The sequence below is a fragment of the Acetobacterium wieringae genome (assembly GCF_023700225.1).
Classification (GTDB): Bacteria; Bacillota; Clostridia; order Eubacteriales; family Eubacteriaceae; genus Acetobacterium; species Acetobacterium wieringae.
In genome coordinates this window covers 880,401-894,530 of record NZ_CP097897.1, presented here as the reverse complement: position 1 = coordinate 894,530, position 14,130 = coordinate 880,401, and the positions used below count along the sequence as shown (strand labels likewise).

The 14,130-nt window shown below is 44.5% G+C and carries 9 protein-coding genes; 3 read left to right on the top strand and 6 right to left on the bottom strand.

What is annotated here, in order from left to right:
- Positions 1 to 7: 7 nt before the first annotated feature.
- The 5 genes from dnaJ to hemW all read right to left on the bottom strand — a co-directional run bounded on the left by dnaJ (position 8) and on the right by hemW (position 6,429).
- Positions 8 to 1,180, bottom strand: a complete 1,173-nt coding sequence (dnaJ, locus tag CHL1_RS04395) for a molecular chaperone DnaJ (protein WP_250934867.1) — start codon at positions 1,178 to 1,180, stop codon at positions 8 to 10.
- A 361-nt stretch (positions 1,181 to 1,541) separates the two neighbouring features.
- A complete protein-coding gene (gene dnaK, locus CHL1_RS04390; protein WP_250934865.1) occupies positions 1,542 to 3,368 on the bottom strand; it encodes a molecular chaperone DnaK in 1,827 nt (608 codons plus the stop codon).
- 127 nt (positions 3,369 to 3,495) lie between these two features.
- Complete coding sequence (gene grpE / locus CHL1_RS04385; protein WP_250934864.1) at positions 3,496 to 4,068, bottom strand: nucleotide exchange factor GrpE; 573 nt, start codon at positions 4,066 to 4,068, stop codon at positions 3,496 to 3,498.
- 8 nt (positions 4,069 to 4,076) lie between these two features.
- Complete coding sequence (hrcA, locus tag CHL1_RS04380; RefSeq protein WP_070371775.1) at positions 4,077 to 5,111, bottom strand: heat-inducible transcriptional repressor HrcA; 1,035 nt, start codon at positions 5,109 to 5,111, stop codon at positions 4,077 to 4,079.
- Between the two features lie 148 nt (positions 5,112 to 5,259).
- Entirely contained in the window at positions 5,260 to 6,429 is a 1,170-nt protein-coding gene (gene hemW, locus CHL1_RS04375; RefSeq protein ID WP_250934862.1) for a radical SAM family heme chaperone HemW, read from the bottom strand.
- 109 nt (positions 6,430 to 6,538) lie between these two features.
- Here hemW and CHL1_RS04370 point away from each other — a divergent pair, with 109 nt between their 5' ends.
- The 3 genes from CHL1_RS04370 (at position 6,539) to CHL1_RS04360 (ending at position 9,981) form a co-directional block, all read left to right on the top strand.
- Complete coding sequence (locus CHL1_RS04370) at positions 6,539 to 7,651, top strand: tyrosine-protein phosphatase (protein ID WP_250934861.1); 1,113 nt, start codon at positions 6,539 to 6,541, stop codon at positions 7,649 to 7,651.
- A 271-nt stretch (positions 7,652 to 7,922) separates the two neighbouring features.
- On the top strand, positions 7,923 to 9,218 hold the full coding sequence (locus CHL1_RS04365; RefSeq protein WP_250934859.1) for a glutamate-5-semialdehyde dehydrogenase: 1,296 nt from the start codon (positions 7,923 to 7,925) through the stop codon (positions 9,216 to 9,218).
- 265 nt (positions 9,219 to 9,483) lie between these two features.
- Positions 9,484 to 9,981, top strand: coding sequence for a hypothetical protein (locus tag CHL1_RS04360; protein WP_250934850.1), 498 nt, complete (start codon positions 9,484 to 9,486; stop codon positions 9,979 to 9,981).
- 132 nt (positions 9,982 to 10,113) lie between these two features.
- Here CHL1_RS04360 and CHL1_RS04355 read toward each other — a convergent pair whose 3' ends face one another.
- On the bottom strand, positions 10,114 to 14,037 hold the full coding sequence (locus CHL1_RS04355; RefSeq protein WP_250934848.1) for a hypothetical protein: 3,924 nt from the start codon (positions 14,035 to 14,037) through the stop codon (positions 10,114 to 10,116).
- Positions 14,038 to 14,130 lie beyond the last annotated feature (93 nt).

Here is a 14,130-nt window from a genome sequence, read left to right as displayed (position 1 = left end):
ACTAGGATCAGGCGTCTTTTTTAGGATGACTTTCCTTTTCTTCGGCTTCAACCCGAGACCAGAAACGTTTCCCTTCCGGATGCGCGTCTTCTCCGGTTACCTTGGCATACTCGTTTAATGCATGACGCTGTTCACGATTGAGCTTACGGGGTACTTCCACCTTAATGGTAATAAACTGATCCCCCCGGCCCCGGCCGTTAACATTGGGTATCCCTTTTCCTTTAAGTCGGAATACCTTACCGTTTTGGGTACCTTCTGGTATTTTAAGCTTGATTTTGCTGTCAATGGTCGGTACCACAATGCTGTCACCCAACGCCGCCTGGGCATAGGTAATGGGCAGTTCATAATAAACATCGTCGTCGCTGCGTTTAAATAAGGGGTCTTCCCGGACGCTTATATACACCAGCAGATCACCGGCACTGCCGTGGTTTGGCCCGGCGTTGCCCTGACCTCGCAGTGGCAGAATTGAACCGTCATAGACACCAGCGGGAATTTTGATGCTAATGGTGCGTTCTTTGGATTCAAGTCCGGAACCATGACAGGTGGGACACGGTTTATCAATGATTTTGCCTTCACCATGACACTTGTCACAAGTGTGAACCTGTTGAACTGTTCCAAATGGCGTCTGCTGTCTGACATAAACCTGACCCGAACCGCCACATTGGTCACAGGTTTTTGAAGTCGATCCTTTTTCAGCACCAGAACCGCCGCAACTTCCACATTCTTCATTACGTTTAATCTTAATTTTCTTTTCGATGCCAAAAACGGCTTCATGGAAAGACAGATTAATACTGATCTTCATGTCAGAGCCCCGGTTGGAACGTCGACCACCACGGCCGCCGCTAAACCCACCGCCGCCGCCAAAGGCGCTGAAAATATCGCCAAAGATATCCTCAAAACCACCAAAACCACCGGAAAATCCGCCGCCACCGCCGCCAAAACCAGCATTGGGATCAACCCCGGCGTGACCATATTGATCATAGCGGGCTTTCTTATCGGCATCACTTAGAATTTCATAGGCTTCATTGGCTTCCTTGAACTTTTCTTCAGCTTCAGCATTCCCCGGATTTTTGTCCGGATGGAACTCCATGGCTTTTTTTCGGTATGCTTTTTTTATCTCATCCGGACTGGAGTCTTTACCGACCCCCAGCACCTCGTAGTAATCTCTTTTTTCACTCATAAATACTCTCACCTCTTTTGAATCCTAAACACCAACTAAACAACTACTTATTATACCTTTTTGAACAGCAGAGTTAAAGTCTTTTTTCGTGAAGCGTCTCTTTCAGCCACCTGCAAATCATGGTCCGTAGGGGCGATCCTCGATCGCCCGCACATAAACGTCAGTTTCTTGATCCACGCTCCAGGCGATCACGGATCGCCCCTACAATTGCCTCCACGAAACTTTTCAAAACGCTCACCCACATTTTGAGCCGTTTGCAGGCAGTAGCCAACTGCAGGCGCGCTTGCGCTTGGCTCGTTGCCTCCACGAAAAAGAGTGGCAGCCTTGGCTGCCACTGGTTTTTGCCGGTTTCTGGCAATTCTTACTCTTTAACTTCCTCATATTCAGCATCCACAACATCGTCATCACCCTGATCTGTAGTTTCCTGTTCGTCAGGTGCCTGTTGTGCAGCAGCTTGCTCATACATTTTCTGAGCTAATGGGTAGAAGGATTCATTTAATGCTTCGGTTGCCTTTGTAATGGCTTCCACATCATCCCCTTCACTGGCCGTTTTCAGCTCGGCAATGGCGGCTTCAACCTTGGCCTTATCATCTTCTGAAACCTTGCCTTCCATTTCTTTCAGAGACTGTTCAGTTTGATAGATTGTGGAATCGGCAATATTTTTAGCTTCAATCAAAGCTTTTACTTTTTTATCTTCTTCAGCGTGTTGTTCCGCTTCTTTAACTGCTTTATCAATTTCTTCATCACTCATGTTGGTGGTCGATTTGATAACAACATTTTGAGATTTACCGGTTCCCATGTCTTTAGCGGACACATTGACAATACCATTGGCATCAATATCAAAGGTTACTTCAATTTGTGGAATTCCTCGTCGTGCTGCTGGAATCCCGGTTAATTGGAAGCGACCCAATGTCTTGTTATCCTTGGACATTTCTCGTTCACCCTGTAAAACATGGATGTCAACAGCCGTTTGATTGTCTGCTGCAGTTGAGAATGTCTGACTTTTCTTGGTCGGAATCGTGGTGTTTCTATCGATCAACCGGGTGAATACTCCACCTAATGTTTCAATTCCCAGAGATAATGGGGTGACATCAAGCAGTAATACATCATGAACTTCGCCAGCTAATACCCCCGCTTGAATTGCCGCTCCGATGGCTACACATTCATCCGGGTTAATCCCTTTGTAAGCTTCTTCACCGGTAATGTTTTTAACGGCATCCTGTACGGATGGGGTTCGGGTCGAGCCCCCAACTAAAATTACCTTGTCCAATTCATTTTTAGAAAGGCCGGCATCTTTCATGGCTTTTTCAACCGGTCCAATGGTGCTCTTAACCAGATCTGAGGTCAGCTCATCAAATTTTGCCCGGGTCAGGGATAATTCCAAATGCTGTGGACCTTCTGCCGTGGCGGTGATAAAGGGTAGATTAATGTCTGATTTCATAACCGTCGATAATTCAATTTTGGCCTTTTCTGCTGCTTCTTTAAGTCGCTGCAGCGCCATTTTGTCATTTTTAAGATCAATTCCATGGCTTTTCTTAAATTCAGCAGCCATCCAGTCAATGATTTTCTGGTCAAAGTCATCACCACCCAGGTGATTGTTTCCATTGGTTGCTTTAACTTCGAAAACGCCATCCCCCAGTTCCAGAATGGATACGTCAAATGTTCCGCCACCCAAGTCATAGACCATAATTTTGTCATTGGCATCTTTATCCAAACCATAAGCCAGCGCTGCTGCGGTTGGTTCATTGATTATTCGCAGTACTTCCAGACCAGCAATCCGTCCGGCATCTTTGGTCGCCTGTCTTTGGGCATCACTGAAGTAGGCAGGTACGGTGATAACCGCTTTACTGACAGTTTCACCCAAATACGCTTCGGCATCCGCTTTAAGCTTTTGCAGAATCATGGCTGAAATTTCCTGAGGGGTATAACTTTTGTCATCGACGGTTACTTTACGGTCGGTGCCCATATCCCGTTTAATTGACGAAATGGTGCGATCCGGATTGGTAACTGCCTGTCGTTTGGCAACCTGTCCCACCAGTCGTTCACCATCTTTGGCAAACGCAACAACCGATGGGGTCGTTCTATTTCCTTCAGCATTAGGGATTACGACGGCTTCACCGCCTTCTAATACGGCTACACAAGAGTTTGTGGTTCCTAAGTCAATCCCGATAATTTTTTCTTTACTCATATCTATTTCCTCCTGAATTGTTTACTATTTTTTAAATAAAAACTCGTTTCTGGTGATAAGACCAGCGAATTTTTGATTCTTTATGATTCTATTGCTAATTATAATTTCATTTTTAGCTGCTGCAATGCTACTTGCTGCAAACCTTAACCATGGCTGGCCGGATTACCTTGCCCTTGAACTTATAACCTTTCTGAAATACATCCATGATCTCCTGGTCTTCTTTTTCTTCGTCCTCACCAACAGCAACGCCATGGTGAAGATTGGGATCAAAAGGACCTTCGCAGATAATTTCTTCCAGTCCTTCTTCTTTGAGAACATCCTTAAGCTGCTTAAAAACCATTTCCAGTCCATCAATATAACCCTTGGCTTCCTCGCTGGCATCGGCTAAGGCGGCTTCCGCCCGCTCCAGATTATCCATTACCGGCAACAGCTTGGTGGCAAAGTTCTCTGATGCAAATTGATACATTTCTGTTTTTTCTTTTTGACTCCGCTTTTTAAAATTCTCAAAATCAGCCTGAAGTCTGATCAGGCGATTCAAGACGGCCTCATCCTCCTTTACAATCTCCTTTAATACCTCTTCCGGAGATGTCTCTGCGGTTTCCTCTGCTGCGGCCTCATCGGCTACTGTTTCTGCTTCATCTAAAAGCGCTTCATCTGTTTCAAAAGCGGTTTCTGTTTTAATTTCCTCTTCTTTTATCATCTAATCACCTATTTCATTAATAAATTTGAGATATGTAAATTTAACTCATTGCGGATATAGTTAAGAACCGACGACACATTGTCATAGTTCATCCGGGTGGGTCCGATTACGCCAAAGGCGCCCATCATTTCGCCATCCAACTCGTAGGTGGAAGTAATAATGCTGAAGTCTTTAAGATTTTCATTGTCATTTTCACTCCCTATTTTTATCCGAATGACCTGATTGCCATCCTTGGATGCCATCATTTCTGAGAGCACCTGCTTTTCCTGAACAATATTGATCAATTGCTTAATCTTATTGACGTCGCTGAACTCCGGATAATTAAATAGATTGGTTAATCCGGTGGAGTGAACCTCCGAAGCGTCCTCCATCAAGGCTTTTTTTAGATGCGGGATAATCTCATGGATCAATTTACTTTCCGCCGGGGACAATTCCTGAATTTGATCAATTAAATCCGAACTCATCTCACTGAGAACGGTATTTTTTAAAAATCCATTAATCACATTGGAAAGCTTCAGCGCCAGGATGGTATCAACCTCCTGAGAAAGGGTTACCTCAATATTTTTAGCCATCCCTTCCTGAGTCACTACTACCATAAGTACCCTGTTTTTAATTAAAGAAACAATTTGGACATGCTTACAGTTAAAATTTGTAACCCGAGGCGCCAGAACAACTGCTGTATAGTTGGTTAGCTGCGACAAAACCTGAGCAGTATGCGACATCGTCGGTCCCAGTTCAGTGGTATGATCCAGAAAACCGCGATGAATATCCGTCCGGATCATCTTCTCAAGTTTTTGGATCTCCATAATTTCATCAACGTAATAACGATAGGCTTGCTGGGTTGGAATCCGTCCCGAAGAGGTATGGGGTTGAACCAGAAAACCCAGTTCTTCAAGATCAGCCATCTCATTTCGAATGGTGGCCGGACTGATACCCAAATTACATCTTTTTGAAAGCGTCCGGGAGCCAACCGGCTCGGCGGTATTGATGTAGTCACGGATGATCACTTCTAATATTTTCTTTTTACGTGCGTTAAGTTCCATGATTCACCTCGTTATTAGCACTCGCAATAATTGAGTGCTAACATCTGAGTTAAATATAACACCCTACCCCTACTTTGTCAACTAGTTTCTATAATGGCTTACTCACTTTTTAAAGTTTTCTTAAGTTATTTTTTCGACCTGATTGCATCTAGACAAAAGCCATAAATACCTGATTTCCAAAGTCCTGCCCCCTGGGTGTCAACTTCAAAACCGACCCGTCCCATACCAGTAATCTGGCGGTGATCAGCGACTGGATAACCTCACCAAACGGGACAAAATAGCTTTCTCCAAAACGGGCGCAAAAATCGTCCTCCCGAATCCCACCCAGTTTGCGTAAACCTAAAAACATCCACTCACGCATTTGCTCCTCCGGCGTCATCGCCGGTTCAAAAATTGACGGTGATTTGTCCGCTTTCAGCAACTGACAATACTCGTTAAGTTCATTACTGTTTCCATAACGTTGGCCGTTAAAATAACCATGAGCCCCCAAACCAAAACCCAGGTAAGGAACCAGTTCCCAATATTTTACATTATGTCGGCTCTCATATCCGGGTCGACAGAAGCTGGATATTTCATAATGCAAAAATCCCTGTTCGTTTAGAAAAGCATCCACGGCCCAGTGCATTTCCCGTTCCTCATCTTCATCCGGCAGCTCCAACTGCCCCGACTCCACCCAGTTGGCCATTGGTGTTCCCGACTCCAAAATCAGGCTATAACAGGAAAGATGGGTGGGGGCATATTTTATTACCGCCTGCAAGGTTTCCATTACATCCTCGAGCTTTTGTCCCGGCAAGCCCACCATTACATCCACGCTAAAATTACTGAATCCCGCTTCTTTTAAGAGCTCCATCGCTTTTTTAAAATCGGCCTGACTGTGAACCCGACCAAGGATTTTTAGCAGAAAATCCTGCCAGGCCTGCAGCCCCACGCTGGCCCGATTGATCCCCGCCTTTTTGTAGCGTCTGGCTTTATCGGTAGTCAGCGTCCCGGGATTGATTTCAATGGTGATTTCGGCATCGTCCTTTATCTGAAATACTTCATTTAACAGCAAAAGGGTAGCTTCGATGTGTCTGACATCAACTGCAGAAGGTGTTCCCCCACCAAAATAGATGGTATCCACTGCTGGTAAAATTGATCCTTTATTTTCTTCGGAAAATTTTCTAATTTCCTTATGCAAAGCTGCAAAATAATCCCTGATCACTGCCTCAGTCTGATGAGAGAATGACGAAAAATCACAGTAGGCACATTTTTTGAGACAAAACGGAATATGACAATAAATACCCAGTCCTCCCCCGCTATCAACTTTTAACGTATTCATTATTAACTCCTCACATTTTAGGACTTTTTTGATTCATTATATGCTATAATCATAACATATAATGAATCAAAAAACAGATATCATGGAAGTCACAGAAAGGAAATCATCAATGAAAAAAACGACCACCCTTGCCATTATTGCTGGCGCTGCTGCCGCTATCCCCGCTTATTTTCTGGTTAGAAAACGAATCAAGAAAAAACCATCAATCCCATCTACTGACTGGTCTGAAGCGCTCAATAAAGAAACGATTCACGACGAACCCCTGTACGAAAATTCGCCCCCAGTATCTATGTCCACGACAGAATCCGCTCAGCCTGATAAACCGGGTATAACCGCCTCCGCTGAGGTTGCTCCAGTTTTCGAGTCCGAACCGCAAAAATCCACCTATCCCGGGTTGATTGCCCCCAATGGTCGGATCTTATATAATTTCAAAGATGAAAACAATCTGATTTTTTGTGAAGAAACCCAATTGAGCAAACGTCTGATCCAACTGGAAAATTCCATCAACATTCGGGATATCGGCGGCTACACGGGAATCGATGGTCGCAAAATCAAGTGGCGAAAAGTGATCCGTAGTGAAGAGCTGGCCCACCTTTCCGATAAGGATGTCGACTATTTTTCGGCCCTACGCCTTAAACATGTCTTTGATTTCAGAAATGAATCCAAATCAAAGCGTCAGGCTGATCGGTTGCCCAAAAATACGGAATACCATCTGCTGCCAATTTTCACCAGTGCAGATATGGGCCTGGATCATCAGGATTTCACCCAACCGGGCGTAATTGATGCATTTATGCGCCATATTTACAAAATCCAGACCGAAGATCGGGCCCAGTGCTTTGCCGAAGTGCTCAAATACCTAACCGAACCATCGGAATACCCAATTCTTTATCATTGCACCAACGGTAAAGATCGTACCGGTTTTATGACTTATCTGATTCTGAGCATTTTAGGCGTTAGTGAAGATGTGATCCTGTCTGACTATACGCTGACGAATCTGACCTTCGACGAGAGTTTTAACCTGCTGGGTAACATTATGTCCGAGGAACTGGGTATTGAAAATTATCACCTCTGGGAATTTTATGGTGTCAAGCCTGAGTGGTTAAAAATTTCCATGGACTATATAAACACCAATTTCGGTAATGTCGAAACCTATTTAATGGAAAAAACGGATCTACGGGAGAAAGATTTTAAGAAGATTCGAGAAAATTTATTGGCAAAATAAAGGCCGTCATTGGGGTGGCTTACCCACCCCAACGAAGAAAACAATAACTCTGTTAACACATATAATGTCACACATCATAGTGTAGGGGCGAATCGCATTCGCCCGGAACGTTAGTCAATATACAAACGTCCCGGCGGGTAAAACCCGCCCCTACGAATCCATATTTTTAAATACGACTATCACACATTAGTTTGTAGGAGCGATCCGTGATGACCAAGGGGTCAGACCCTCGCCCTAAAAACCCAATCCCAAAATTTAGGAGGAAATGCCAATGCAAATGGAACAATGCGGAAAAATCGCCCGGGAGGCGGGCATCCTGTTAGCAGCCACCGACGGTCAGCTGCGAAATGCCGGGCTGCTGGCCATTGCCAACGCTCTGGAAGAAAACAAAGAAGCACTTGCAGTTGCCAATCAAGTCGATATGAAACGCTCTCAGGAAGAAAACCTGGGTGCCCCCCTGCTTAAACGTCTGACCTTCGATATTGCAAAGATCAATGACGTAATCCAGGGAATCCACAGCCTGATGGAGCTGACCGATCCCCTGGGAGCTACCAAATTGTCAACCGAGCTGGATGAAGGTCTGGATCTCTATAAGGTCACCTGCCCGATTGGGGTCATTGGGGTTATCTTCGAATCCCGACCCGATGCTTTTGTTCAGATTTCCACCCTCTGCCTGAAAAGCGGCAATGCGGTACTCTTAAAAGGCGGCCGTGAAGCCCTGGAAACCAATCGACTTCTTGCCAAAATCATCAATCAAGCCACCGCTTCTGTGGGTCTGCCAAAGGACTGGCTCCAAAATCTGGAAACCCGGGAAGACGTCACTGCCATGCTGGCATTGGATCACTACATTGATCTGATTATTCCCCGGGGTTCCAACAGCTTTGTTCAATATATTATGAACAATTCCAACATTCCGGTCATGGGCCACGCCGACGGCATCTGCCATGTTTATGTTCATGAAGATGCCAATCTTACCCAGGCCGTTGCGATCATTGTCGATTCTAAAACCCAGTATGTCGCTGCCTGCAATACCCTGGAAACCCTGCTTGTCAACGAAAAAATCGCCGCTGCTCTGTTGCCGCAACTTAAAACGGCACTGGAGGCCAAAAATGTTCATATTAAGGGAGATGCTGCCACTCAGGCGATTATTGCCGTGGAAGCAGCTACCGAGATCGACTGGACAACCGAATACCTGGATTACATCCTGTCAATTAAAATTGTACCCGATCTGAACACGGCCATTAACCATATCAACACCTACGGTTCCGGTCACACCGATGTGATTCTGACCACCACCGAAACCACCGCTCAAACTTTTATGACCCTGGTGGATTCAGCCGGAGTTTTTAGGAACTGTTCAACCCGCTTCAGCGACGGCTTCCGTTTCGGTTTCGGCGCTGAGGTGGGGATCAGCACCAGCAAACTTCATGCCCGGGGTCCGGTTGGCCTGGACGGACTGCTTAGTTATAAATACAAACTACTGGGTCATGGTCAATGCGTAGCTGATTATGCCAGCGGCAAGAGTCAGTTTACCCATGTGGCCAGGGACAGTAACTGTCCGATTTAGCTGCAAATTTAACAACCGGTATGACAAACGAAACGCTGCCATGACATGCCCCAACATCTAAAAATAAAATAGATAATTGCGAAATGAAAAAAATCGAACAATAATTGCTTTGAGTGCAGTTTCCACAAACAATTTTGTAACGTGTAGGCGAACAGTTCAGCGAACTGTCCGCCGTACAGTGTAAAAATTGTTTCGTGCGAAACTGGGCGCAAAGCTCACGGCAGTTTTGCAATTACCTAAAATATAAAATAAAGAGAGGTCTATTATGAAATCAAAAAAACTGTTGTTGTTTCCCTTGATTCTTGTTTCTCTCACGGTTCTTCTTTTTACTGGCTGCACCCCTGCCGCCGAAAAAAAGGATGATTCCAAAACCGAACTGCCCAACCCGATGGTGGAGCAGGCCTCAAGCGAGGCGATTAAGGATGCAATCGGCTTTACCTTCGAAACCCTGCCAACCGGCATCACGGATGTGAAATACTTCACCATCTCTGATGACATTGCCCAGGCCAATTTTACCCTGGATGGTGTCAGCTATACGGTTCGTAAGGGTGATGTGATGATCGACAACATTGCGGGTGTTTACACCGAATTCCAGAGCGGCGAAACCAAAGCAAACGCTTCCGGGATTCCGGTTCTCTACCAGACCAACCCCGATGGCATGGGCTTAGCCACCTGGAAAACTGATAAATACACCTATTCCGTTTATTGCGAAACCGGGTTTGATCTGGCGGGGATGGAAGTTGTGGTGAATGGGGTATCGTGATTGATCCCAACTCTTCGTTATCTCTGAAGATTAGTTCAAAAAGTAAAAATCCCTTGTTAAGAGCAGGAGCTCCTAATAAGGGATTTTTTTGATATCTGAAATCTTTATATTTTTTTTGCAGTTTTCTTGGCATCAAGAAATTGCTAATCCGGCAATGGTAACTGTCACATAATTATTTGTCGGATCTGCTAATTCGGTGATTTTAAAACTAATCGTTGCAAAGGAACCCGCAACACCTGTAACAACACCATTATTATCCACTTCAGCATTTGGTGTTCCGCTTACCGAAACCACCTCAACCTTATATTTTGTTTTGTCTAACAGCAAACCTTCAGCCCGGGTCAATAAATTTGTTCCCGTCGTAATGCTCGGTAATTGTAAATTATTTTTAGTCACATTTGTTCCCACATATACGGCGGTATATTTGAGGGCATCTCGTGCTGCCTTAAGCTGATCAGTAGCACTCTTACAATCGATCTGTTTCAAGTTTGGCAGATCATTCAAGTTTGCCGGCGAGTTGAGATAAACCATTTCATAATTATCCCATGTCGCTGTCGTGTAGTTACTCTTTGAACTTCTTAAGGTTTTAAATTCTGTTACTTGCGCATTATAGCCAGCAATATCTGACTCGGTAGCTCTATAATACAGGGTCGCTTGAGCATTGGTGATCATGCTGGTCGCATTATTAATCTTCGTTTGATCCATAAATACTTCTCTGGTCGATTCAATCCGATTGAAAATCTCATAATTGATGCAATCTCTGACATAATCATCATAAGATTTTTGCGTATACAGTGGAGCCACCTGAGCCATCGTGTTAGGCCACACGGTAAGATCGTCTCGCCAGGGTTTAGCGGCTGCTACTGCTATATCATAGCCACTATAATCAAGATCGAGGTTTATACCATCAGGATCAAGGTTTCTGATTGCCTTTTTGATATCTTCGGTCGCAGCAATAATGACTTCCGGACGACTATCTTTATTAATTACCGTTTGTTGCCATGTATAGTCTGTATATGCTGCTGCATATTTTTCAACGGTATCAACATAATCATTCCAGGTACCCGGGTCAACATATTTATTAAGCTGCTCGACATAACCTTTTCCAACTTGCATTTTGTTTCTCAGATACATCTCAATAACATTTTCAAAAGCATCCAGTTCTGCCTGATTTGTTCGAATGAGGAACTGTTGCGCTTCAATAATTTTTGCTGTTGCTTCATTTACTTTTGCCTGGTCAATGTCTTTTGTATAGCCTAAATACGGTTTGATTGTATTTTGATATGTTTGCCAGGATGTTGGTGTGTATGAACCAGCAGCATCTGTTTTAGCCAACGCCTCATTATAAGCAGTCAGGATCGATGCTGCATTTTCTGGTTGAACCAGAACGGCTTGAGCTCGCTTGATCGCATCAACTGCAATCTTAATCTCAGAGTCTGTATTCTCTGACGAAACAACATTCTTTGCAAGAACAGCCAAATAAGCACTCCAGGGGGCTGTCTTAAATACACTTTGATCTGAGTATTTATCAATCAAATCATAATACTCATCAGTATCACCCCGTTGCTGTAGATTAAGCTGGGCTAATTTAATCAAGTCAATGGCACGATTGATTTCTGCCTGAGTATTATCCGGGGTTACGAAATAGCCTTTCGATGCTATTTTCTTGGCATATTCAGTCCAGCTCTTAGTCGTATAGTCAGCTCTTTTCACGAGATTGAGGACGTCATAGTATTCTTCAAGATCGCCTCGTTCCATCAATTTTTGTTGAGCCCGGGTAATCTTCACCACCGCAGCATCAATCTGGGCCTGAGATTTATCAGAATCCATTTCATTAGCAGTTAAGATCTTTTGGTAGGCTGTCCACGATGTGGAGGTATAATCGACCTCTTTCATCGGCTTAAGGGTTCGGAGATCAGCAGCGTCGTCTGGATCTTTACCAAGAACAATATTGTAATTCAATATCGTGTTGTATCGCGCCAGATCACCGCCTTTTAGCAGCTTGTACTGAGCCTTTTTAATATTGGCCACTGCTGTGTTAACCTGAGTCTGCGACTTATCCGGATCCATAATATTAGCATCCAGGACCTTCTGATAAGTTGCCCAAGACGACGTCGTGTAGTCACCTTGTTTCATCTCAACCAATGGTTTTGTCGAAGTCGTATCAGCGGGGTCTTTTCCTAAATAAAGATTGTATTTCAAGGCTTTGTTATACTCGGTATAATCACTGGCTCTTTCCACCAGCTTCAAGCTGGCTGCCCGCAGTTTTGTCACCGCTGTATTGATCTTCGATTGTCCGTCCTGCGGTTTCAGAAAATTGGCATCAATGACTTTCTGATAAGTTGCCCAGGATGCTGAAGTATAGTTATCTTGATCAAGACCAATCAACTCATTATATTCGTCAAGATCTTCGGCAGCTCCCTCTAATTTCTTTTGCGCTGCTTCGATTTTTTCGGTCGCTGCATCAATGGCTTCCTGTCCATCAGCCGGAACAACCACATTAGCCGCCACTACTTTCTGGTAGGCATCCCATGATGCCGTCGTATAGTCGGTTCGAATCACCCCATTAATGGCTGCATAGTAATAACGCATGTCACCGGCCGGTACCAGATTCATTTGCGCTGACAAAATTTTAAGAACAGCCTCATCAATAACCTCCGGCTTGCTCATGGCATTCACTACCACGGAGCGAACCTCCTTCTGATAGGCATTCCAGGAGGCCGTGGTGTAGTCTTCTTTGCTAACTGCATCCAATACCGCCTGATAGTACGTTAAATCAGCTTTCTTAATCAACTTCTTCTGAGCTTCTTCGATATTTTTAATGGCTTTTTCAATATCGCTTTGGGAGAAGGTTTCATCCACGAAATTGGCATCAACCACATCCTGATAAATTGCCCAGGTGGTTTCAATATAGTCTTCTTCTTTTACTGCGTTAAGCAGTGCATTATAAGCAGTAAAATCAAATTTTTTGACCATTCTTTTCTGGGCTTCATCGATTTTTTTAACCGCTGCATCGACTTCAGGCTGAGTATTGTTTTCCGTCATGGCATAAGATGACACAACTCCCTGATATACTAACCATGACTCTGCTGTATAGTCTTCCTCACGAACGGCATCCAAGGTTGCCTGATACTCAGTTAGATTAACCTTCCACTGCAATTTTTTCTGAGCTTCCAGTATATTTTTAAGAGCAGTATTGATATCAGCCTGGGAGTCATCTTTTGTAACCACATTGTCAGCCACCACATCCTGATATACCGACCAAGTATCCGGGGTGTAATTCACTTCCTGTACAGAAGCAAGCGCTGCCCTATAAGCAGTTAAATTCTTTGCCAGCACCAGGTCTTTCTGTGCCGCCGTAATGTTGGCAATGGCCTGTATAATTTCTTCCTTGCTGTTATCCGTTGTCATCTCATTGGCATCGACAATTTCCTGATAATCGGCCCAGGATTCGCTGGTATATGAATAGGGATTAACCGCTTTAAGGGTCGAAAGATACGTTTCGTACTCCTCATTCACTTCGACTATTTTTATTCGAAGTCCCTCAAGCCTTAATCCTAGCCCTGATGTTCCAGCGGTTTCACCATTTCTAAACCAGGTATTCGGATCGTTGATATCCTTTAGCCAGCCCTGGTTCTGAACCTGAACATTGTATAAAAGACGATACCCCGGCATATTGTTGAGGACTAACCGGACACTTTCAAGACGCAGACCCTGCCCACTGGTTCCAGCTTCCGTACCCATGGCAAACGGACCCAAATCGCCCCGATTTTGCACATGAACATAGGTCTGAATGCTTGCCCCTTGCGGCAGCGAACCAGTTAGTCCCACCAGCAAAGCTTCCAGTCGTTTCGACTCTCCGACCGTGCCTGACAAACTACCATTGCTTTTCCAGGTGGTTTCCCAGCCATAATCCTGAATATGTGTTTTGTACTGAACTCCCGGTTCGGTAACAATTGATGCCTGAGCGCCTTCAGCCCATACTGCCGGCGAAAAAAGCACCGAAGTCAGCAAAACAGCCGATAACATCGAAGCTGTCGTTTTTTTTATTGCCATGACAAGACCTCCTTTTTTATGATCTGTCCTAAATTGCTTATATCATCGATCCGTCGACCGATCGTCAAATCTGAATAAAATTATTTTAAGACA

Excerpts from the sequence above, each read along its gene's own strand:
- dnaJ (WP_250934867.1), bottom strand. The coding sequence starts at position 1,180 with ATGAGTGAAAAAAGAGATTACTACGAGGTGCTGGGGGTCGGTAAAGAC.
- dnaK (WP_250934865.1), bottom strand. The coding sequence starts at position 3,368 with ATGAGTAAAGAAAAAATTATCGGGATTGACTTAGGAACCACAAACTCT.
- grpE (WP_250934864.1), bottom strand. The coding sequence starts at position 4,068 with ATGATAAAAGAAGAGGAAATTAAAACAGAAACCGCTTTTGAAACAGAT.
- hrcA (WP_070371775.1), bottom strand. The coding sequence starts at position 5,111 with ATGGAACTTAACGCACGTAAAAAGAAAATATTAGAAGTGATCATCCGT.
- hemW (WP_250934862.1), bottom strand. The coding sequence starts at position 6,429 with ATGAATACGTTAAAAGTTGATAGCGGGGGAGGACTGGGTATTTATTGT.
- CHL1_RS04370 (WP_250934861.1), top strand. The coding sequence starts at position 6,539 with ATGAAAAAAACGACCACCCTTGCCATTATTGCTGGCGCTGCTGCCGCT.
- CHL1_RS04365 (WP_250934859.1), top strand. The coding sequence starts at position 7,923 with ATGCAAATGGAACAATGCGGAAAAATCGCCCGGGAGGCGGGCATCCTG.
- CHL1_RS04360 (WP_250934850.1), top strand. The coding sequence starts at position 9,484 with ATGAAATCAAAAAAACTGTTGTTGTTTCCCTTGATTCTTGTTTCTCTC.
- CHL1_RS04355 (WP_250934848.1), bottom strand. The coding sequence starts at position 14,037 with ATGGCAATAAAAAAAACGACAGCTTCGATGTTATCGGCTGTTTTGCTG.